Source organism: Priestia sp. ST2, assembly GCF_055810735.1.
Genome location: NZ_JBVVNT010000003.1, coordinates 588,972 through 609,688, shown reverse-complemented (window position 1 = coordinate 609,688; position 20,717 = coordinate 588,972). Strand labels below are relative to the sequence as shown.

Genomic DNA, 20,717 nt, shown 5'->3' with positions numbered 1-20,717 from the left:
TAACATGATGACCTTAGAATTACCTTTTTCCACCTCCTTACATGCGTAAGGAGGCTTTTTTGTATAAATATAGTAAGATAAGATAACAAAACCTGATGGAGAATCGTTCATTGAATTTCAGCTAATTAAGAAACTGCTCAAGAAAGTTTGATAGTGAAAGGAGTGAAGCTCTGGAAATTATTTTACAAAGAGAGAATAGTCTATCCAAGAAGTGAAGGTAGTTCAAATTTTATAATCATAGTATAATAAAAAATACGGTTATAAAAGCTGTGTTTATTATACATCTTTTATATAGAAGGTAAGATTGAATTTTATATTTGCTTAAAGGAGGTCTTTCCTTGGATATTGCGTATATAATTGCTGAAGAAAGAATTAGACAAGCAATAAAAGACGGTGACTTTGATAAGCTGCCTGGGGAAGGAAAACCATTAAAGTTAGAAGATTTATCACATATACCTGAAGAACTGCGCCAAGCGTATAGGATATTAAAAAATGCAAACATGATAACGGATGAACAAGAGCTGAAACGAGATATGGCTACAATAGAAGAATTGATTTCTATATGCACGGATGCTAATGAAGAACAAAGGCTAACAGAGATGCTTACGGAAAAGCGTTTGCGCTTTGAGCAGCTCGTTGACAAGAAAAAGATGACAAGTTCTGCAGCTTACAGGACGTATCAGAATAAAATTTACTCCAAATTTTTTTATTAATGAGTGTAATGAACCAGACGATCGGAGGGTGAGAACTTGCGGCTGTTAATTTTATTGATTAGTATCATACTATTTATTTCGCTTTGTTTTTATATTTTTGCCCCACAAATAAAACGAGGTGCCCAATCGAAAAATGTGCCGGTTTTATTTATTCATGGCTATTTAGGCAGTCAAAAAAGCTTAGGGAAAATGATTAAACGATTTGAACAAAACGGATGGGGAACTAAAGTAGCTTACTGCGTTGTTCAAAAAGATGGAGCTATTCAGTGGAAGCACATTATGAAAGCAAAAGAGGGAAAACTTCCGCTTATTCATATCGTCTTTAAAAAGCCAGATGCCAGTATTGCACAGCAGCAAAAATGGATTGAAGCTATTATGCAAGATGTACGTGATACATATAAAGCATCTTCTGTTGATTTAGTTGGACATAGTATGGGAGGAGTAACAGCAGCAGCTGTTAGTTTGTCTAACCCTCAGTATATTCAAAAGTTAGTTACGTTAGGATCGCCAATTCAAGGATTAGATTATCAGGAATTAATGGAGATGTATCCTCATGCACGCAATCATATTGAATCTATGGGTGCTCGTGATTTAGCTTTTCACTCTATAGCGTTAAACAAGCTGTACGAAAGTCGTCAAGATTTCTCAAAAGAAATCGACGTTTTTTCAGGAGCAGGAGATGTGGGAGATAAGACAGATGGAGTGGTAACAGTAGAAAGTGCGTACGGACTGCAAGAGTTCACCGAACACATTCATCTCCACACGTTTCATGAAGCACATTCAGATTTACATGAAAGCTCAGAGGTTGATAAAGCTGTCTATCAATTTTTAAAACGGGATTAAAGGGGGATTACGATGCTTTATTTAATTAGACACGGCCAAACAGATTGGAATAAAAACAAACTTATTCAAGGGCATGCTGATATTCCGCTCAACGAAGCGGGAAAGCAACAAGCTAAACGCGTAGCGGAACGTTTTCGAGATATCCATATTGATGTAATCTATACAAGCGATTTGCTTCGCGCGCAGGAGACCGCTAGGGAAATTGCAGCTGCTGCTAAAGTAAAGAAAATGGAAGTTTGTGAGCAGCTGCGTGAGCGCTCTTTTGGAGAACTAGAATCAAAGAACGTAGAAGTTCTGCATGAGCTTGTGCCAAACTATGCGACAAATTGGGGAGAAGAGCCTTTATATAATATCGAAACACTCGAAGCGGCTCAAGAACGGATGGTTCAGCGGTTAACGGAAATTATGAAGAAGTCTATCGGAAAGAAAGTAGCAGTTGTTAGTCACGGGGCAGCAATTAATACATTCATTCATCATGTAACAAGCGGAGAACAAGGAACAGGGACTACTGTTTTACAAAATACATCGATTACAACTTTTGCTTATGAAAGTGGAAAATGGCGTCTTGAAACGATCAATGATGCCAAACATCTTGAATAAATATACTTAAAGAGGCTGTGGCAGTAGTATTTTAGTTAAGGGGAAATCCGAACGATTAATCGTTCGGATTTTTTTATGGTGATGGTGAACGTAGGTTTCATATATGTAAGTACTTCTAGCTGTTGATTGGGGGACAAGGCGAAGACTCCTGCGGGAAAAGCGGAAGGGATGAGACCCCGCATATTAATTTCATATATAAATATTTATACAATTGATTTTAATAAAAATGCATAGTAAAATAAGTTTTATTACTATTCTATTAAAGCGTTTAGTATAACTGAATTTCCTAATATTGTTTAATAAGTAACTATATTTCGGAATAAGATTAATTGATTTGTATAATTTCAAGGAGGATGTAGTATGTCAAAAGATTGGAGTCACTTATTTGAAAGAATGCCTGAATTGCTAGCACCGACGATGGCTAAAGACCATCCGAATTTGCCCGTTGTGAAAGAAGAAGGATGCTATTATTATGGATTGGATGGTAAAGAATATCTCGATTTTACTTCCGGAATCGCTACGACTAATGTAGGACACAGACATCCGAAAGTAGTAAAAGCAATCAAAGACGGAGCAGATCAATTATTGCACGGTCCTTCAGGTGTTATTATGTACGAATCGATACTAAAGTTAGCCGATGAGTTAGGAAAAGTAACGCCGGGCAATTTAGACTGCTTTTTCTTTGGAAATAGTGGCACCGAAGCAATTGAAGGAGCCTTGAAATTAGCGAGACATGTCACAAAGCGTCCGTATGTTATTTCTTTTTTAGGGTGTTTTCATGGCCGCTCGATGGGAGCTTTAAGTGTTACAACCTCGAAAAGCAAATATAGACAATTTCAGCAGCCTTCAGGACTGACGTATCAAATTCCATATGCGAATCCAAAAGAGTGCCCTGCGGAGCTAGACAGCGATGTGTACTTTACTGAAAAGCTTGAAAAAGATTTTGAAATACTCTTTAAGCACCAAGTCACGCCTGAAGAAGTGGCGGCCGTTATTTTGGAACCAGTATTAGGAGAAGGCGGCTATATTATTCCTCCGAAAAGTTGGATGAAGAAGTTAAGAGAGATTTGTGATCGTCACGGAATATTACTTATTTTCGATGAAGTGCAAACAGGATTTGGCCGTACCGGCGAATGGTTTGCTGGACAAACGTTTGATGTCGTGCCAGATATTATGGCTATAGCAAAAGGAATTGCTTCTGGAATTCCGCTTAGTGCAACGGTAGCTTCTCAAGAATTAATGAAGCAGTGGCCCCTTGGCACACATAGTACAACATTTGGAGGAAATCCTATTGGATGTTCAGCAGCACTTGCAACTCTTGAAGTGATGAAAGAAGAACAACTGCTGGATAACACGAAAAAAATGGGCGCTTATGCGTTAGAAAAGCTGCATCTTTTAAAGGACAAACATTCAATTATTGGGGATATCCGTGGTTTAGGACTTATGATTGGAATTGAAATTGTTAATCCGGATACGGGAGAAGGCGATGGAGACGCCTTATTCGAGATTTTAGACTTAGCTTTAGAAAAAGGTGTGTTATTTTATTTTTGCGGAAATGTAAGTGAAGTTATTCGCATGGTACCTCCGCTTACTGTAACAAAAGAACAGATAGATGCCGGCATTCGTATGCTAGATGAGGCTATCACTTCCTTTGAGAAAAAGTCAGCTGTAAAAGCGTGATAAAAAAATATAAAAAAATTATATATTTGTAACCTAGTTGTCATAGTAATGGTAGCGATATCATAGTTTTAGAGGGAAAACAATTTTCTGAAAAGTAGTTGACATCTGTTTGTGCAGCATGTAACATAATATTTATCTTATCAACAATTATCAACAAAATTCGACAAACTTCTTATCAAGAGAGGTGGAGGGATAGGCCCTGTGAAACCTCGGCAACGGACTTTATAGAACCGTGCCAACTCCCACAAGCAGTGCTTGAAAGATAAGAAGAGACCAGGCTTACTAACAATTGTGATCCCAACCTCTTCTTACAGGCACTTAGACACTGTAAGTGGAGGTTTTAATTTTATGACAAGAAGATGACATTTAGATAAAAAACAGCAGGCGAAATTACCTGCTGTTTTTATATGCTGTAAAATGATAAATAACCTACCATAATTCCTAGTAAAAGTACCCCAATCGTAATACCAACAATCCACCACATCATTTTTTTCATTATTTATTCCTCTTTATCAATTAACTGTAGCTGTTGATCCGCCTGAAGCGCCGGAAGCTGTACCGTAAGCAGTTTGTCTTTTGATTCCGGCATTTTTAGCTGCAATTTTCCACTGCCAGTCAATTCGCCCGTAGGCTCGATTATTTTGCACCCAAGATTTTGAGCTCTTTTTTGAAATAGACACAAGGGGGTTTACATTTTTCGTGACAACGCCTCGTACACTTTTGACTGAAGTCACCGATGAGTTTTTTGTGTAATAGTCTACATACACCGTTAGTTTTGTTGTTGTAAATCCAGCCGCTTTATAAGAAGCCGTATAAGCTGCTGTTTTGAATAAAGGTGAAGCCGTTCTTGCTCCGTATGCTGCTGTACTTGCAGCTTCGACCGTGCCGCTAGTCTCTTCAATATCCATTTTTAACAGAGATGGATCCTTTAGTGATTGTACAACTTTTTGTTTTTGTTGACGCGACAGTTTTGAAAATTCATACAGTGAACTTTTATCACTTTGCGCTTTCAAGAACTGCGTGTAAGAAGCAACCGTTAAATGTGCAGGTTTTTCACTAGCCATAACAGAGTTTGGCACGACTAATAGACATAATAACGCACTTATCAGAAAAAAAGAAAAAAACGTTCTTTTTGTAGCCATATTTATATAAATCCTTTCTAGTATTCTATCTTTATAAATAGATACGAAGTAATTTATCGTTTTGAAGAAGGACTGTGTGCTGACATATTAACTGTCATCACGACACGAGCTTGCTGTACAGACTTCATAAAACATTCGTATAGAGAAGCGAATACTTTGTTCACATCTCCTTCTAAAGCTGTTGCAAAAGGCACGGTTTCGGCAAATACTCCCTGTTGTTTAACTGCGCCAATTCCGCTTTTGATGATGTCTACATAATGCGGCGTATCTAATGGATACAAAGAAAATTGAGTGGATACAGGGAACGAAGCACAAAGCTGTTGGTTTGAAGATATGTTTTCTTTTGGTTTTATTTTTCTTTCTTCAAAATATTCTTCGTGCTGCCCTGTTGAAAACGTGGCATTCAGCACAATATGCTTTCCTGATTTTCCAGCACTTTTATAAACGGCTTGCACAACTTCAAATACGTCTTTAGCACTTCCTTCAATAAACGTACTAACACGGTCCGTTTTTCGCTGAACTTTAGACATATCCACTTCGTTTAGTGCGCCTAAAATAATATCGATAAAGTTATCACTCATAACGGAAAGCGTAAAACGGCAGCCAACATTTATTTTTTCCAAGTTAATCACCCCTAAAATATAGATTTGTAGTTTTTTAATCATACAAATCATAAAATAACTTTTCTGTTTTGTATAGAAACAGAAGATAGATTCTTTATTTTTAGGAAATATTACATAGAAGAAACGAAAATAAATTGCATAACATGAAAAATAAGGGTGTTAAGAAAAGTTACATAATAAAAAAGAATAAAAAAACAATGTTAGAACTTCTGACAAAAAGCTGGTATATAGACTGAAAACACCATATTATAAATACAAGATCACATTATTCTCCTGCGATTTCGTATAACCTCTTGAAAAAGGGACTTGGGATTTTATCATAAATCCAACCTCCTAGCTGTATAATCAGCTAGGAATTTTTTTTACCCAAACTCTCTATCGCGCATGAGGTTACCTACACTTATTCAACTCAGAGCATGCACCATATATATTTAAGAACAGTGTAAGAAAGATTGCTTGAAGATGTTAGTGTTCGGCTTGAGCTAGAAATAGATAGATGTTACGAAAGAGGGGAAAGAAGGTATGACGCACACATTAATTAAAAATGCAGAGATTATTACGATGAATGAGAAGAATGATATTATTTACGGTGACCTTTATATTGTTGGAAATCGTATTGCAGCAATCGGGAAAAACCTGCATCCGGAAAAGGTAGATAAAGTCATTGACGCAGCAAATAAAACGATTGTGCCGGGCTTTATACATACTCATATCCATTTATGTCAAACGCTTTTTAGAGGGCAAGCAGATGATTTAGAGCTGCTAGACTGGCTAAAGAAGAAAATATGGCCGCTTGAAGCTTCACATGATGAAGAATCTATCTATTATTCAGCGCTGTTAGGGATCGGCGAACTCATTCAGAGCGGGACTACAACAATTGTAGATATGGAAACTGTTCATCATACGGACTCTGCTTTTCAAGCTATATCTCAAAGTGGAATCCGAGCTCTTGCAGGAAAAGTAATGATGGATAAAAAAGGCGATGATCTGCCAAAAGCTCTGCAGGAGACAACGGCTGACTCGATCAAAGAAAGTGTAGAGCTGCTTGAAAAATGGCATAATTCAAATAACAGTCGTATTCGATACGCATTCTCCCCAAGATTTGTGCTGTCGTGTACGGAAGATTTGCTGCGTGAAGTGAGCCATTTATCAGCTGCATATAATGTCCATGTACATACTCATGCTTCTGAGAACCAAGAAGAAATTCGCATCGTAGAAGCTGAAACGGGTATGAGAAATATCATGTACTTAGATCATTTAGGATTAGCCAATGAACGCCTTATTTTAGCGCACTGTGTGTGGCTAAATGATCAAGAAAAGCAAATTATTAAGAATCAAGGAGTAAAAGTTAGTCATTGCCCAGGCTCAAACTTAAAACTTGCATCGGGAATCGCAGATGTGCCCGGTTTATTAGAGCAAGGTGTATTTTTAAGTCTTGGCGCTGACGGTGCTCCTTGTAATAATAATTTGGATATGTTCAACGAAATGAGGCTGGCCGCTACGATTCATAAACCCTCGCACGGACCAACGGCCATGAATGCAAAGCACGTGCTAGAAATGGCTACAATCGGCGGAGCGAAAGCAGTCGGGCTTGAAAAAGAAATTGGAAGTTTAGAGGTCGGGAAAAAAGCGGATCTTGCTATTTTAAATTTAAATCAGCTTCATACTTTTCCATCTTACGGCGTAGACCCTATTTCCAGAGTTGTGTATTCAGCAACGCGAGGAGATGTAGAATTAACGATGGTTGATGGAGAAATTGTGATGGAAAATCGCGTGTTAAAAACAATTGACCAAGGAATTGTATTGAAAGAAGCAAATCATTCGATTGATCGTCTTTTAAAAAGAATCCCGCTTTTGATTTCATAAGATGTAAAACAAAGAAGAGGCTGGAATAAAAGTATTTTAGCAAAAGTAAAACTCGAATTATTAATCGGAGTTATTGATTAATAATTCGAGTTTTTTTGTTGTCAAGGTGAACGTAGGTTTCATCTGTTTATTTGTCTTGAGAATGGATTTATTTAGTGATGTCTTAATCTCTTTTTTGTATAAATGAGTAAAAAGAGTACTCTTGCAACAGACTAAAAAGATAAGAGAAATAAATTTTCAAAATTCCAAACTAACGGAAGATAAAAATTTTTATAATGATAGCGTTTTCTACCTTTGCATATCTACAAATTAAGACTATAATAGGACAAAAGATTTTACTTTGCAACGTAAAATCCTCCTAAATCGTGTCTTTTTTAGGACATTTGAATAGGTAGGATTTTTTATTTTTTTTAGAAGTAGGGAGGCGCGCGTGTTGGAGCGTAACGGAATATTAGAGCGCTTGTTTAAACTATCAGAGCGCAACACAACACCAAAACAAGAAATACTAGCAGGACTTACAACTTTTATGACGGTCAGTTATATGGTAATTGTCAACCCCATTATCATGTCTGACGCGGGTATCCCCCGCGAAGCGGCGCTTGCAGCTACCATTTATGCCATTGTATTTAGTACGTTACTGATGGCTCTATGGGCAAATTTCCCGATTGTAACCGGTCCAGGGATGGGTTTAAATGCGTTTTTTACGTATTCAGTAGTATTAGGGCAAGGATTGTCATGGCAAACGGCACTTGGAGCAGTTTTTATATCCGGGGTCTTATTTTTTGTTTTAACGGTAACAGGAATACGCGGAAAGATTATTGATGCCATTCCGAACGTATTAAAGTCTTCCATAGCAGTTGGAATTGGTCTTTTTGTTGCGTTTATCGGTTTGAAAAACGCTGGATTAGTTGTGGCAAACGAGTCTACTTTTGTAGGGCTTGGAAATGTCATGGATAAAGGTCCCTTACTGGCTATTTTTGGGCTGATATTAGCAGCTGTACTGATGGCTAAAAATGTAAAAGGCGCTCTCATTATAAGTATTTTTGCTACGACAATATTAGCGATGATTGTAGGAGTACAAGCAGTTCCTCATTCCTTGAAAGACGTCTTTTCAGCTACGCCGCCAAGCGTTGGAGAAACATTTTTTCAAATGGATTTAAAGGGTGCAGTTGCCTACGGCATTTTTTCAGTTGTATTTTCTTTCACCATCGTAGAATTATTTGATACGCTAGCGACATTGATTGGATTATCTAAAAAAGCAAACTTGGTAGATAAAAACGGTAAAATTCCAGGTTTAAATCGCGCGCTTGCAGCGGATTCAATCGGTACAATGGCGAGTGCTATTTTTGGAAGCACTGCGTTAAATACGTATATTGAAAATGCAACAGGTATTGCAGAAGGAGGGCGTACCGGCTTAAAGGCATTAACGGTTGCCATCTTATTTATATTTACCTTGTTTTTTGCACCGCTCATTCAATTTATCCCAAGCGTTGCTACTGCTCCGGCACTCATTATTATTGGTTCGCTTATGCTGAGTGACATTCGAAACGTTAACTTCGACGACTTTACTGAAGTTGTTCCCGCTTTCTTAACAATTGTCATGATGCCGTTAACCTACAGCATTGCAGAAGGTTTAGCATTCGGCTTCATTTCATACACAGCGATTAAACTGTTTACAGGACGCCGTCGCGAAATTCATTGGATGATGTATGTGATCACAATTGCCTTTTTTATCAATTTTTATATGAGTTCGCATTAGGGATGAAAAAAGACGTAGCATTAAGCTACGTCTTTTTTTGTAAAGGCTTGTTAAGGGAACGAATTTTTATTTCATTAAGGTTGATAAATGTCCCAAGCTGTTTTTAATGAATCAACGATATAGTTAGCTACTTCTTCAATATCTAAATTATCAGTTTCAACTTTCGAATGGTGATTGGAATAGATAGCTTGACGATCGTAAAATAGCTTTTCAATATCTTCTAAGCTTCTTCCTTGTAAAACAGGGCGGCTATCAATAATTAAACTAATGCGTTCTTTCCAAGAATCCCAAGATAAATCTAAAAAGAATACGATGCAGTTAGATAAACAAATCTCTTGAATTTCTTCTTGTAAAAAAGCGCCTCCCCCTAAAGAAATGATTTTTAAACGCTGCTGTGAAAGTCGATTTATTACTTCTTTTTCTTTTTGTCTGAAGAAAGTTTCACCGTGCTCTTTAAAAATCTGAGAAGTAGGCATATTAAATTCTCTTTCGATTTCTTGATCTATATCAACAAAATCTCTATACAATTTTTTGGCAACCATTTCTCCAATAGTTGTTTTTCCTACCCCCATAAAGCCGATAAATACAATACTTTTCTCTCTAAGAGATATGTCGTTATATGCCATTTTTAAGCCTCTTTCTGATTTTTAAATACAAATCGGATGTTATAGTAAATACTGAAATTATAATATAAATCCTTTAGTTTGTAAAAGCTACTATTCTTCTCTGAAATAAACCGGAAATTATTTTTTAGGATGCATGGAAAGATACACCCGAGTATCTTTTTTGCGCTCGTACTTTGGATTAGCGCTTCGCGTATATTCTTTTGACTGATGTTCTATATGGTAGTTCTGTTCAAACTGTTTGATTGCTTCATTAATTTCTTCTTGTTTTCCCATTAATCTTACTTGCAGCATTGTAACGTCTCCTTCCATATACTTTGCTTTTTGACTATATCATGAAATGAAAAAGAAGTAATTTTATTTTTGTTGACGAACCTGTATATACAGGTTAGAATAAAAGCATAAAACTTGTATATACAGGTTTGCGGTGAGATTTATCTGGGGGATAGGAAATACAGGAGTAAAATGAAAACGGAAACAAGGGGGAAAAGACATGAATCGAGAATCTGTGGAACGCATTGTAGAAGCCGTTGGCGGAAAAGAAAATATTTCTGCTGCAACGCATTGTGTAACGCGCCTTCGACTTGTTTTAAAAGATGAAGGTAAAGTCAATCAACGTATGCTAGATGAGCACGAATTAGTAAAAGGATCTTTTTCTACAAACGGCCAGTTTCAAGTTGTCATTGGTCAAGGCACGGTCGATAAAGTATACAAAGAAATGGTGGCGCTTACAGGGATAGGCGAACTATCAAAAGAAGAAGTGAAAAACGAAGCGGCTAAAAACTTAAATCCGCTGCAGCGTGCAATAAAAACATTAGCTGACATTTTTATTCCTATTTTACCGGCCATCGTAACCGCGGGTTTATTAATGGGAATAAATAATGTATTAACAGGAGCAGGAATTTTTTACGATGATAAATCAATCGTAGATGTTCATACACAGTGGAAAGACTTTGCGAGCATGATTAATTTAATTGCCAATACGGCTTTTGCCTTTTTGCCGGCTCTTATTGGATGGTCAGCTGTTACGCGTTTTGGAGGAAGCCCTTTATTTGGAATTGTTCTTGGGCTCATGCTGGTCCATCCTGATTTGCTAAATGCCTGGTCTTATGGAGAAGCATTAAAAAAAGGGAGCATCGATACGTGGAATTTATTTGGCCTGCACGTTGAGAAAGTCGGCTATCAAGGACAGGTTTTACCTGTGTTAGCTGCTTCGTTTGTGTTAGCAAAAATCGAATTGTTTTTACGAAAACGAATACCGGATGGTTTTCAGCTTTTAATTGTAGCGCCTGTAGCTCTTTTAGTAACAGGGTTTCTCGCTTTTATTGTGATTGGTCCGATTACATTTGCAATAGGAAATGTGATTACAGGTGCAGTTGTATGGCTGTTTGAAACGGCTCCATTTATTGGAGGACTTGTATACGGCGGCTTATATGCTCCCCTTGTTATTACGGGCATGCACCATACATTTTTAGCCGTAGATTTACAGCTGATTGGAAGTGTGGGAAGTACGTTCTTATGGCCAATGGTAGCATTATCTAATATTGCACAAGGCTCTGCGGCTTTTGCGATAATGATTCTTTCAAAAAATGATGAGAAATTAAAAGGACTGTCTTTAACGTCAGGGATTTCAGCGTGGCTTGGCATTACGGAACCTGCAATGTTTGGTGTGAATTTACGCTTTAGATTTGCTTTTATTTCTGCAGTGATTGGTTCAGCTATTGCAGGGGTCGTCATATCCGTGGCAGGAGTGAAAGCAGCATCGGTGGGAATTGGGGGTATCCCTGCTCCGTTATCAATTGTTCCACAGAGCTGGCCAGCTTTTATTATTGGAATGGTAATCGTAATTGTGGTGCCGTTTCTTTTAACGTTAACGCTTGGAAAGCTTCAGAAAAAATCAACCGTTACATCAACTGGCGCGGCTACAGAATCGTTTCAACATAATCCAAAGAATTAAATGGTGGTGTTAAAGATGCAAGAACCTTGGTGGAAAAAATCGGTTGTCTATCAAATTTATCCTAAAAGCTTTTACGATACGACTGGCAACGGCGTGGGTGATATAGCTGGTATTATTGAAAAGCTAGATTATTTGAAAAAGCTTGGCGTAGACGTTGTATGGCTAACGCCAATTTATAAATCGCCGCAGCGGGATAATGGATATGATATAAGTAATTATTTTGTTATTCAAGAAGAATACGGAACAATGGAGGACTTCGATCGTTTAATAACAGAAGCGCATAAGCGGGATCTTAAAATCATCATGGATATTGTCGTTAACCATACGTCAACTGAACATAAATGGTTTCAAGAAGCTAAAAAATCGAAAGATAACCCGTACAGAGATTTTTATATTTGGAAAGATCAAAAAGAAGATGGAAGTGCTCCGACGAATTGGGTTTCAAAATTTGGAGGTTCGGCGTGGGAGCATGATAAGCTGACAGAACAATCCTATCTGCATTTGTTTGATGTCACGCAAGCGGATTTGAACTGGGAAAATGAGCGTGTGCGCCGCAGCGTGTACGATATGATGACGTTTTGGTTTGAAAAAGGAGTAGATGGATTTCGTCTGGACGTTATTAACTTAATTTCAAAAGATCAGCGCTTTTTAGATGATGATGGTTCTATCGCGCCAGGAGATGGACGGAAATTTTATACCGACGGTCCTCGCGTTCACGAATATATGCGAGAAATGAATCAAGAAGTTTTTTCAAAATATGATAGCATGACCGTTGGGGAAATGTCGTCGACAACTGTTGACCACTGTATTCAATATTCTCATCCGGACCGGGGCGAGCTTAGCATGACGTTTAATTTTCATCATTTGAAAGTCGATTACCCAAACGGAGAAAAGTGGGCGCTAGCAGATTTTGATTTTATTAAATTAAAAGAGATTCTATCAACTTGGCAAAGGGAGATGAATAAAGGAGGGGGATGGAATGCACTATTTTGGTGCAACCATGATCAGCCTCGCGTTGTTTCCCGCTATGGAAACGATGAACTCTATCATAATAAATCTGCCAAAATGCTCGCTGCAACGATTCATCTGATGCAGGGAACACCTTATATTTATCAAGGGGAAGAAATAGGGATGACAAACCCGAAGTTTTCCTCTATTGATGAATATAGAGATGTGGAGTCATTAAATGTGTATGAGATAAAACGTGCACAAGGAATGAACGAAAATGAAATTTTGGAGATTTTAAAACATAAATCAAGAGATAATTCCCGTACACCGGTGCAATGGAGCGATGAGCCAAATGCAGGTTTTACAAAAGGAAAGCCGTGGATTAATCCAGCCGATAACTACCGTGAAATTAATGTGGAAAAAGCGTTAGATGATGAAGATTCAATTTTTTATTTTTATCAAAAGCTTATTGCACTGCGCAAGCAGTACGAGATTATCACCTATGGAAACTATGAATTGATTCTTGGAGAAGACGAGCAGATTTTTGCTTATATCCGAAATGGAGCAGATGAAAAGCTGTTGGTTATAAACAATTTCTACGGCAGCGAAACGACTTTTGAACTGCCAGAAAATCTAACTTTTGAAGAATATCATAGTGAAATATTGCTGTCTAACTACGAAGATTCATCAAAGGAATTCAAGCAAGTCTTCCTTCGGCCGTATGAATCAATCGTGTATCATTTAAAAAAATAGAGAAAAAGTAAAAAGAACGATGGGTGACAATCTATCGTTCTTTTTATACAATTGGGTATATATAGAAAGTAAAATAGGTGATGGCAATTGAAAGAAAATAAATTTATCAGCATTTACGAACAGTTAGTCGATAAAATTAAACGCGGTGACTGGCGTCCTAATACAAAACTTCCTTCTGAAAATGAACTTGTTGAACAGTATCAAACGTCTCGTGAAACGATACGGAAAGCGTTAAATTTACTTTCACAAAATGGGTACATTCAAAAAATGAAAGGAAAAGGCTCATTTGTATTGGACGTATCACGCTTTGATTTTCCAGTATCAGGACTTGTTAGCTTCAAAGAAATGGCGGAAAAGCTGGGACATACATCGACCACTATTGTAAAAGAGTTTGAATTAGTCAAGGCCGATCAAGACCTGTGCACACAGCTTGGGGCGACGAAAAAAGATCTTATATGGAAAGTGGTTCGAGCGCGGGAAATCGATGGGGAGAAAATTATTTTAGATAAAGATTTTTTTCATAAAAAGTATGTTCCTCACCTCACAAAAGACATATGTAAAGGCTCTATTTATGAATACTTAGAAAAAGATCTTGGGCTGAAAATAAGCTTTGCCAAAAAAGAAATTTCCGTTGACGAGCTGACGGACGAAGATAAGTGCTACTTAGATTTAAAAGACTATGAACATATTGTGGTAGTAAGAAACTATGTGTATTTAGAAGATGCAAGCCTTTTTCAATATACGGAATCACGTCATCGTCTGGATAAGTTTCGTTTTGTAGATTTTGCCCGCAGAGGTATATAATGGTTCACTGCCCATGAGTTTTATCTTTTTGTACATGTTTACAAAAAAACTGCTTTGGTATAAAAAACAAAGCAGTTTTTTTATGGGGAAAATTGAAAAAACGTGATCCTTTTGACGATAAAATTTTAAAAAGGTTGAATTTTTCTTTGGAGTTTGTTTTAGTAGAACATAAGATTATTTTATATTTATATAATGTTATCCATACAGGATAGGGATTTATTGTTCTTTTTTTTATTAGGTATATAAGAAATTATTATTCGAAAACAACAATTCCATTAGTAATTCTAATGAATGTATCTAACTACAGCATTAAAGGGAGCTGCTCAAACAATACTAAGTAAAAAAGGAGGAGACGGAATGAGTCACGATTATCGACTTTATCCTCTTGGTGACAGCGGCATTGTCGTTTCATTTGGAGACGAAATTAATTTCGGCATACATAAACGTATTCAGCAATTTACTGAGGTACTAGAGCAATCATTATGTAAGGGGATGATTGAATATGTGCCGGCTTTTACAACAGTTACAATTTATTATGACCCTTGGGTAATGAGTGAAAAAGGAAGAAGAAATCCTTACACAGCAATATCTACATATATTGAAGAGCTGCTTTTCCGCCAGGAAGAAAAATCTGAAGCGGTCGCTAGACAAATTGAAATTCCGGTGTGTTACGGAGGAAAGTGCGGCCCGGACTTAGAGAGGGTAGCCGCTTTTCATTCATTAACGCCTGATGAAGTTATCTCCATTCATACAAATGGAGAATATTTGGTGTATATGTTAGGCTTTGCTCCTGGTTTTCCTTACTTGGGAGGGATGAGCGAAGAAATTGCGACTCCAAGAAAAGAATCACCGAGAAACAGCATCCCAAAAGGGTCAGTTGGCATAGCAGGAATGCAAACCGGCGTGTACCCAATTGAGACACCTGGAGGATGGCAGTTAATCGGGCGTACTCCTCTTACACTATTTAACCCCAAAAATGATTCGCCAAGCTTGCTTCAAGCAGGTGATCGTATCCGATTTGTTTCCATTTCTGAAACAGAATATGAAGCCCAAAAGGAGGTGGATGAAGATGAGTATTAAAGTGATACGTCCCGGTTTATTAACAACGATTCAAGATATCGGCAGACATGGATATCAAAAGGACGGCATGATTGTCAGCGGGGCAATGGACAAAGTTGCTTTAAGGATTGCCAACTTATTAGTAGGAAATCAAGAAAATCAGCCGGTTATTGAAATTACGTTAATGGGGCCAAAAATTGAATTTCAGCAAGATGCTTTGATTGCCCTGACGGGAGGGGATTTATCGCCAACTGTTAATGATGAAGCCGTAAAGATGTGGCGGTCTTTATATGTGAAAAAAGGGAGCGTGCTACAGTTTGGCGTTCCGACTTTAGGGTGCCGTTCTTATTTATCGGTTTCCGGTGCTTTTAATGTTCCTGCAGTTATGGGAAGTACATCTACTTCACTTCGCGCTCGGATAGGCGGGCTGCACGGTAAAGCATTACAGTCAGGGGACGAAGTATTAAGCCACCCTCCTACAGAAACGGGGGAAGCAATTATAAAGAAACTGGTGAAAAAGCAAACGGACCGCTCTTTTCAGCAGGCTTTTTGGACGATTCATCCTAAACTTCTTCCTTCATACGAGACGCCTATTATCCGCACGATGAAAGGTGCAGAATTTGATTGGTTTACAAAAGAAAGTCAACAGCATTTCTTTAATCAAGAATTTGACGTTACCCCTCAATCTGACCGCATGGGCTATAGGCTAAAAGGGAAGAAATTAGTCCTTGGTCAAGAAAAAGAGCTGCTCTCTAGCGCTGTGACGTTCGGTACGATTCAAGTACCAAAAGAAGGACAGCCCATTGTTTTATTAGCAGATCATCAAACGACAGGAGGATATCCTAGAATCGGACAGGTAGCAACTGCAGATTTTTCAGCGCTGGCGCAAATTTCTCCAGGGAAAAAGATTTCTTTTCAAGCAATTTCACTGGATGAAGCACAGCATTTATATATGGAGCAGGAAAAGAAAATAAATCATATTAAAAGAGCACTTCGAATGAAAATATAAGGGGGAAGAAGATGGCTACCGTTGATTTGAACTGTGACTTAGGGGAGAGCTTTGGGAACTATAGATTAGGAAATGATAAAAAAATTTTACGCTATGTAACGTCAGCAAACATTGCTTGTGGCTTTCATGCCGGAGATCCTTCGGTTATGAGAGAAACAGTAAAGCTGGCTTTGAGTGAAAATGTGGCGATTGGCGCCCACCCGGGATTGCAAGATTTAGCTGGATTTGGACGTAGATATATGAAAATTACGCCTCGAGAAGCTTATGATTTAATGGTGTATCAAATGGGGGCTCTTTCAGCTTTTATACGTGCAGAAGGAGGGACCCTTCATCATGTGAAACCTCATGGCGCTTTATATAATATGGCTGCAGGGGATCGAGACATAGCTAAAGCTATTGCTGAAGCTGTTTATAATGTTAGTGAGGAAGCTATTCTATATGGTTTGGCTGGAAGTGAATTGATTAAAGCCGGAAACGAAATGGGCTTGCGTACGTCTCAGGAAGTATTTGCAGATCGAACCTATCAACAGAACGGCATGCTGACGCCGAGAAACGTTGAAAACGCCGTGATTCAAGATGAAGGAGCGGCTATTTCTCAAGTAATTAAAATGGTCAAAGAAAAGAAAGTGTTTACTGTGCAAAATGAAGAGATTCCCATTCAAGCAGATACCGTTTGTATTCATGGAGACGGTGCACATGCTGTTGAATTTGCCAAAGCTATTTGTGACAAGCTAAAAGAAGAACAAATCATTATTCAACCACAATGAGGTGACATCATGAAAAAAGAGCGCAACTGGAGCGTGCTGCTCGGAGCAGCATTTTTAATGGCTACTTCAGCAGTGGGTCCAGGTTTTTTAACTCAAACAACGGTCTTTACACAAGCACTCGCCGCAAGTTTTGGTTTTGTCATTTTACTGTCGATTTTATTAGACATTGGCGTTCAGCTAAACGTATGGCGTATTATTGCCGTTTCAGAAAAAAGAGCACAGGATATCGCTAACAGTGTTTTGCCAGGTCTCGGCTTATTTATTGCTATTTTAATTGTAATCGGAGGCTTAGCATTTAATATTGGAAATGTAGGAGGAGCGGGTCTTGGCTTCAATGCGCTATTTGGTATTTCCCCTAAAGCCGGTGCAGTCATTACAGCCATCATTTCTATCGCAATTTTTTTAGTCAAAGAAGCCGGAAAATTAATGGATCGATTTGCTCAATTAATGGGCGGAATATTAATTATTTTAATGGTGTATGTGGCTATTTCGTCCGCTCCCCCAGTAGGAGAAGCAGTCTCTAAATCATTTTGGCCGGAGCACATTGACGTAATGGCGATTGTTACTCTTGTAGGAGGAACGGTAGGAGGATATATTACATTTGCAGGAGGTCACCGTTTATTAGATGCAGGAATTAAAGGAAAAGCCGCGATTCCTGAAGTAACAAGAGGAGCAGTATCTGGTATTACGATTGCTTCGATCATTCGAATTTTTCTATTTTTAGCGACATTAGGTGTGTTGAGTCAAGGGTTAAAACTGAATCCTGATAATCCACCAGCCTCTGTTTTTCAGTTAGCCGCAGGGGATATTGGCTATAAATTATTCGGTGTCGTCATGGCAGCAGCGGCTATCACTTCAGTTATTGGTTCAGCATATACATCGGTTTCCTTTGTTAAATCCTTCAGCAAAAGGATTGAGAAATATGAAAACTGGATTATCATTGCCTTTATTACGATTTCAACCCTAGTTTTCCTAACGATTGGCCAGCCGGTCACTCTGCTTATTTTAGCTGGAGCATTAAATGGGTTAATCTTACCTATTACACTCGGAACAATGCTTATAGCGGCGTATAAAAAGAAGATAGTAGGCGATTACAAGCATCCGACTTGGCTTACCATTTTTGGCGGTTTTGTGGTCGTTATTATGGCTGTGCTAGGAGTCTATACGCTTGTGACTCAAATGGCAAAACTGTGGTAAGGAATTCTATAACCAATTAAAAAAGGGCCTTCTGGCCCTTTTTTAATTGGTTATAGGCAATACATATAAAATGATTGCTAAAAAGTGGAGTACGGTTCCGCCAAGAACAAACATATGCCAAATCATATGATGAAAACGAAATCCTCGCCATACGTAAAAAACGGCCCCGATTGTATACAACACGCCTCCAACTACGAGAAGGACAATTCCTTGATGGGCAATGTTTTGAGTTAACGAATCCCAAGCAAAAACAATCATCCATCCCATAAATACGTAAAGAATGGTGGAAATAAAAAGGAATTTCTTTACAAAAAAAGCTTTGAATACAATTCCTGCAAGAGCGATGCCCCATACAATTCCAAAAAGTGTCCAGCCGGTGGTTCCTTTTACTGCGATAAATAAAAATGGAGTGTACGTACCGGCAATAAACAAATAAATAGAAGAGTGGTCAAATATCTCAAAAAGATCTTTTACCTTACCTTCCGGAAAACTATGGACAAGCGTAGAGGAGACATAGAGAAGCAGCATGGTTACTCCGTAAATAGTAAAACTGATAACATGCCAAGGCGTTCCTTCTAACGAAGAAAGTACGATTAAAAGCGTTAATCCAACAATGCTGAGTACGGCTCCAACGCCGTGTGTAATCGCATTTGCAATTTCTTCTCCTCTTGTAAATGTGTGTGTAGTAGCCATTTACAAAATCCTTTCTTTACACAAATTTATCTTCTATTTTCTCAGAGGATCAGGTTTGAACATACCTGCTGAGAAAAAATCCGTAACTGTCAAAAACATGAGTGAAAAAGTCATTGGTTATTTCTTTATTATAGACCATTCTTTTGATTTTATCTATTTTGACTGGAGGGCCGAAAAGAGGAAAGATATATATGTGAATATTCACTAGCTGTAAAAAGCATGTATAGAAGAAAAAATTGCTTTTTGAAAAAATGGAAGAAAAGTTGTCATGAAGGCATGATTTTGAAATACATATAAAATAAAACTTTTAACAGTCAAGGTTACGATTACTGCTTAGCTCATTTGCAATAGATAAGTAACAAGATTGTAAGAAGGCAGGGGGATGGAAGCAGTGAAAAAAGAAGTTATTTTTGATGAAACAGGCACATACAAATACTCTCTATTATGCAAATGGAGTGAAGTAAACGAACGTAAACTTACGTTTATCTTGTCATTTCCAGAAAATACGTATGAATACAGCGACGATACAGCTGTATCCAAATGCATAGAACTGGCGCAAAAGTGGGGATTTGGAGTTTTAGAAATCGTTTATTTATTCAGCTATCAAACCGATCATGTTTCGTTTTTACGCATGCTTTCAAAAGAAGAAGCTGTTGGAACAAGAGCAGGTGAGTATATTCAAAAAGCAGTGGAAGATGCTGAACTGGTTGTGGTAGCTTGGGGTGATCATGGAAGCATTTATAACCGGCAAGAAGAAGTAGAACGCTTTTTGAAACACAAGCCGGTATACTGTTTTGGAAAAACGAAGCAGCAATTTCCTCGCCATATTTTATCCGTGGTGCACCGCACAGAATTACAAAAATACGAAATGCCGGCTAATCGTGAAGAGTCGGAAGAAGTTTCTTCGTTTATTGAAGACATAGATCAAAGTTTTGGTGGAGAGGATTATTCTCCAATTAAACAACTAACAGAAGAAGAACCGCTTATGTTTATTGAAGACATTGCCAGTATGTATCGGTAAAAAGAAGAAGCGAGGTTTATATTCCTCGCTTTTTCGTTAGTATAAAACACCAAGTTTTGTCATATGGTTGTATCAAGAAGCGTGTGTGAAGGGGGAACTTTATGAAGTTGAATGAAGTATTGCACCGCATCACAACTATTTATAATGAGTTAGAAGAAGAGTGCTTTCAATATATAGGGACTGTGATCAACGAAAATGCAGAGCTGGATATTTCTCGTCTAGAAGAATTAAGTACGCTGTTAAACTTCGTATATGAATGCTCGGAGGATGTATTAGTAGGTTCTATTTTAACAAAATTGGATTATGGACAACCCATTTATCAATTTGCTATGTTAAAGCCTATTTCCCTTGAAGGAAATGAAGATAAGTTAGACATTTTATATGAAGAAAAGGTAAAAGTAGAAAGAGCTATTCTAGATGTGTATACAGCTCAGCGAAAGAAGTTATTGACTCAAGCAGCTGAAGACTTAAAAGAACTGCACTACGAGCTGCAGACCTATGTGTATGCTTGCAACATATAAATGAATCTGTTGAAATGGCAAGGCATATATACAAATAAAAGGGAACATGTTAGGATAAATAAAAAGAACTCCTAATCAAAGAGTTCTTTTTATTGTAAAATATATGATTTTGAACTAGCAAAGCATAAAGACGGTGGTA

The 20,717-nt window shown here is 37.9% G+C and carries 20 protein-coding genes and 1 riboswitch; of the genes, 15 read left to right on the top strand and 5 right to left on the bottom strand.

The features are described from left to right. Positions 1-338: 338 nt before the first annotated feature. From AC0KUU_RS15520 to AC0KUU_RS15505, 4 genes are all read left to right on the top strand, one after another. Positions 339-713 carry a DnaJ family domain-containing protein gene (locus tag AC0KUU_RS15520; protein WP_043980127.1) on the top strand — a complete coding sequence of 125 codons (375 nt, stop codon included), beginning with the start codon at positions 339-341 and terminating at the stop codon, positions 711-713. A gap of 36 nt (positions 714-749) precedes the next feature. Beyond that, on the top strand, positions 750-1,556 hold the full coding sequence (locus AC0KUU_RS15515) for an alpha/beta fold hydrolase (RefSeq protein ID WP_043980124.1): 807 nt from the start codon (positions 750-752) through the stop codon (positions 1,554-1,556). A gap of 12 nt (positions 1,557-1,568) precedes the next feature. Next, complete coding sequence (locus AC0KUU_RS15510; protein WP_043980122.1) at positions 1,569-2,156, top strand: histidine phosphatase family protein; 588 nt, start codon at positions 1,569-1,571, stop codon at positions 2,154-2,156. 360 nt (positions 2,157-2,516) lie between these two features. After that, positions 2,517-3,836: an aspartate aminotransferase family protein gene (locus AC0KUU_RS15505; protein WP_322551763.1), complete on the top strand. Its 1,320-nt coding sequence runs from the start codon at positions 2,517-2,519 to the stop codon at positions 3,834-3,836. Positions 3,837-4,005: 169 nt separating this feature from the next. Then, a riboswitch (SAM riboswitch) is annotated at positions 4,006-4,105 on the top strand. Between the two features lie 243 nt (positions 4,106-4,348). Here AC0KUU_RS15505 and AC0KUU_RS15500 read toward each other — a convergent pair. Together AC0KUU_RS15500 and AC0KUU_RS15495 are read right to left on the bottom strand one after the other, a co-directional pair. Then, positions 4,349-4,978: a hypothetical protein gene (locus AC0KUU_RS15500; RefSeq protein WP_097824209.1), complete on the bottom strand. Its 630-nt coding sequence runs from the start codon at positions 4,976-4,978 to the stop codon at positions 4,349-4,351. A 53-nt stretch (positions 4,979-5,031) separates the two neighbouring features. Continuing rightward, positions 5,032-5,610, bottom strand: coding sequence for a YkoF family thiamine/hydroxymethylpyrimidine-binding protein (locus tag AC0KUU_RS15495; RefSeq protein WP_255255764.1), 579 nt, complete (start codon positions 5,608-5,610; stop codon positions 5,032-5,034). A gap of 513 nt (positions 5,611-6,123) precedes the next feature. Here AC0KUU_RS15495 and AC0KUU_RS15490 point away from each other — a divergent pair. Then, positions 6,124-7,467 (top strand): 5'-deoxyadenosine deaminase, encoded by a 1,344-nt coding sequence (locus AC0KUU_RS15490; protein WP_043980115.1) that lies wholly within the window; start codon positions 6,124-6,126, stop codon positions 7,465-7,467. Between the two features lie 433 nt (positions 7,468-7,900). Next, the gene (locus AC0KUU_RS15485) at positions 7,901-9,226 is read left to right on the top strand and encodes an NCS2 family permease (RefSeq protein WP_028407655.1); all 1,326 of its coding nucleotides are present in this window, start codon (positions 7,901-7,903) and stop codon (positions 9,224-9,226) included. A 74-nt stretch (positions 9,227-9,300) separates the two neighbouring features. On the opposite strand, the gene AC0KUU_RS15480 is transcribed toward AC0KUU_RS15485, so the two are convergent. Together AC0KUU_RS15480 and AC0KUU_RS15475 are read right to left on the bottom strand one after the other, a co-directional pair. Continuing rightward, positions 9,301-9,852 (bottom strand): shikimate kinase, encoded by a 552-nt coding sequence (locus AC0KUU_RS15480; RefSeq protein WP_025749688.1) that lies wholly within the window; start codon positions 9,850-9,852, stop codon positions 9,301-9,303. 117 nt (positions 9,853-9,969) lie between these two features. Further along, the gene (locus tag AC0KUU_RS15475) at positions 9,970-10,143 is read right to left on the bottom strand and encodes a YvzF family protein (RefSeq protein WP_080781634.1); all 174 of its coding nucleotides are present in this window, start codon (positions 10,141-10,143) and stop codon (positions 9,970-9,972) included. Positions 10,144-10,342: 199 nt separating this feature from the next. Here AC0KUU_RS15475 and treP point away from each other — a divergent pair, with 199 nt between their 5' ends. From treP to AC0KUU_RS15440, 7 genes are all read left to right on the top strand, one after another. Further along, entirely contained in the window at positions 10,343-11,806 is a 1,464-nt protein-coding gene (gene treP, locus AC0KUU_RS15470; RefSeq protein WP_322551764.1) for a PTS system trehalose-specific EIIBC component, read from the top strand. Positions 11,807-11,821: 15 nt separating this feature from the next. Next, positions 11,822-13,507, top strand: a complete 1,686-nt coding sequence (gene treC, locus AC0KUU_RS15465) for an alpha,alpha-phosphotrehalase (protein ID WP_322551765.1) — start codon at positions 11,822-11,824, stop codon at positions 13,505-13,507. 87 nt (positions 13,508-13,594) lie between these two features. Continuing rightward, a complete protein-coding gene (treR, locus tag AC0KUU_RS15460; RefSeq protein ID WP_162213692.1) occupies positions 13,595-14,311 on the top strand; it encodes a trehalose operon repressor in 717 nt (238 codons plus the stop codon). A gap of 357 nt (positions 14,312-14,668) precedes the next feature. Continuing rightward, a complete protein-coding gene (gene pxpB / locus AC0KUU_RS15455) occupies positions 14,669-15,391 on the top strand; it encodes a 5-oxoprolinase subunit PxpB (protein ID WP_322551766.1) in 723 nt (240 codons plus the stop codon). Continuing rightward, positions 15,381-16,379: a 5-oxoprolinase subunit C family protein gene (locus tag AC0KUU_RS15450; RefSeq protein ID WP_322551767.1), complete on the top strand. Its 999-nt coding sequence runs from the start codon at positions 15,381-15,383 to the stop codon at positions 16,377-16,379. Before pxpB ends, AC0KUU_RS15450 begins: the two co-directional genes overlap by 11 nt. A gap of 11 nt (positions 16,380-16,390) precedes the next feature. Further along, a complete protein-coding gene (locus AC0KUU_RS15445; protein ID WP_097824201.1) occupies positions 16,391-17,146 on the top strand; it encodes a LamB/YcsF family protein in 756 nt (251 codons plus the stop codon). 9 nt (positions 17,147-17,155) lie between these two features. After that, positions 17,156-18,343, top strand: coding sequence for an NRAMP family divalent metal transporter (locus AC0KUU_RS15440; RefSeq protein ID WP_162213694.1), 1,188 nt, complete (start codon positions 17,156-17,158; stop codon positions 18,341-18,343). A 42-nt stretch (positions 18,344-18,385) separates the two neighbouring features. Here AC0KUU_RS15440 and trhA read toward each other — a convergent pair whose 3' ends face one another. Then, positions 18,386-19,036 carry a PAQR family membrane homeostasis protein TrhA gene (gene trhA, locus AC0KUU_RS15435; protein ID WP_013055671.1) on the bottom strand — a complete coding sequence of 217 codons (651 nt, stop codon included), beginning with the start codon at positions 19,034-19,036 and terminating at the stop codon, positions 18,386-18,388. Positions 19,037-19,418: 382 nt separating this feature from the next. Between trhA and AC0KUU_RS15430 the strand changes: the two genes are divergently transcribed. Both AC0KUU_RS15430 and AC0KUU_RS15425 read left to right on the top strand, forming a co-directional pair. Then, positions 19,419-20,057 (top strand): DUF1643 domain-containing protein, encoded by a 639-nt coding sequence (locus AC0KUU_RS15430; RefSeq protein ID WP_230183673.1) that lies wholly within the window; start codon positions 19,419-19,421, stop codon positions 20,055-20,057. A 101-nt stretch (positions 20,058-20,158) separates the two neighbouring features. After that, positions 20,159-20,578 (top strand): hypothetical protein, encoded by a 420-nt coding sequence (locus AC0KUU_RS15425; protein ID WP_043980102.1) that lies wholly within the window; start codon positions 20,159-20,161, stop codon positions 20,576-20,578. The last annotated feature ends 139 nt before the right edge of the window (positions 20,579-20,717 follow it).

Excerpts from the sequence above, each read along its gene's own strand:
- AC0KUU_RS15510 (WP_043980122.1), top strand. The coding sequence starts at position 1,569 with ATGCTTTATTTAATTAGACACGGCCAAACAGATTGGAATAAAAACAAA.
- AC0KUU_RS15505 (WP_322551763.1), top strand. The coding sequence starts at position 2,517 with ATGTCAAAAGATTGGAGTCACTTATTTGAAAGAATGCCTGAATTGCTA.
- AC0KUU_RS15500 (WP_097824209.1), bottom strand. The coding sequence starts at position 4,978 with ATGGCTACAAAAAGAACGTTTTTTTCTTTTTTTCTGATAAGTGCGTTA.
- AC0KUU_RS15490 (WP_043980115.1), top strand. The coding sequence starts at position 6,124 with ATGACGCACACATTAATTAAAAATGCAGAGATTATTACGATGAATGAG.
- AC0KUU_RS15480 (WP_025749688.1), bottom strand. The coding sequence starts at position 9,852 with ATGGCATATAACGACATATCTCTTAGAGAGAAAAGTATTGTATTTATC.
- AC0KUU_RS15475 (WP_080781634.1), bottom strand. The coding sequence starts at position 10,143 with ATGCTGCAAGTAAGATTAATGGGAAAACAAGAAGAAATTAATGAAGCA.
- treP (WP_322551764.1), top strand. The coding sequence starts at position 10,343 with ATGAATCGAGAATCTGTGGAACGCATTGTAGAAGCCGTTGGCGGAAAA.
- treC (WP_322551765.1), top strand. The coding sequence starts at position 11,822 with ATGCAAGAACCTTGGTGGAAAAAATCGGTTGTCTATCAAATTTATCCT.
- pxpB (WP_322551766.1), top strand. The coding sequence starts at position 14,669 with ATGAGTCACGATTATCGACTTTATCCTCTTGGTGACAGCGGCATTGTC.
- AC0KUU_RS15450 (WP_322551767.1), top strand. The coding sequence starts at position 15,381 with ATGAGTATTAAAGTGATACGTCCCGGTTTATTAACAACGATTCAAGAT.
- AC0KUU_RS15445 (WP_097824201.1), top strand. The coding sequence starts at position 16,391 with ATGGCTACCGTTGATTTGAACTGTGACTTAGGGGAGAGCTTTGGGAAC.
- AC0KUU_RS15440 (WP_162213694.1), top strand. The coding sequence starts at position 17,156 with ATGAAAAAAGAGCGCAACTGGAGCGTGCTGCTCGGAGCAGCATTTTTA.
- trhA (WP_013055671.1), bottom strand. The coding sequence starts at position 19,036 with ATGGCTACTACACACACATTTACAAGAGGAGAAGAAATTGCAAATGCG.
- AC0KUU_RS15430 (WP_230183673.1), top strand. The coding sequence starts at position 19,419 with ATGGAAGCAGTGAAAAAAGAAGTTATTTTTGATGAAACAGGCACATAC.
- AC0KUU_RS15425 (WP_043980102.1), top strand. The coding sequence starts at position 20,159 with ATGAAGTTGAATGAAGTATTGCACCGCATCACAACTATTTATAATGAG.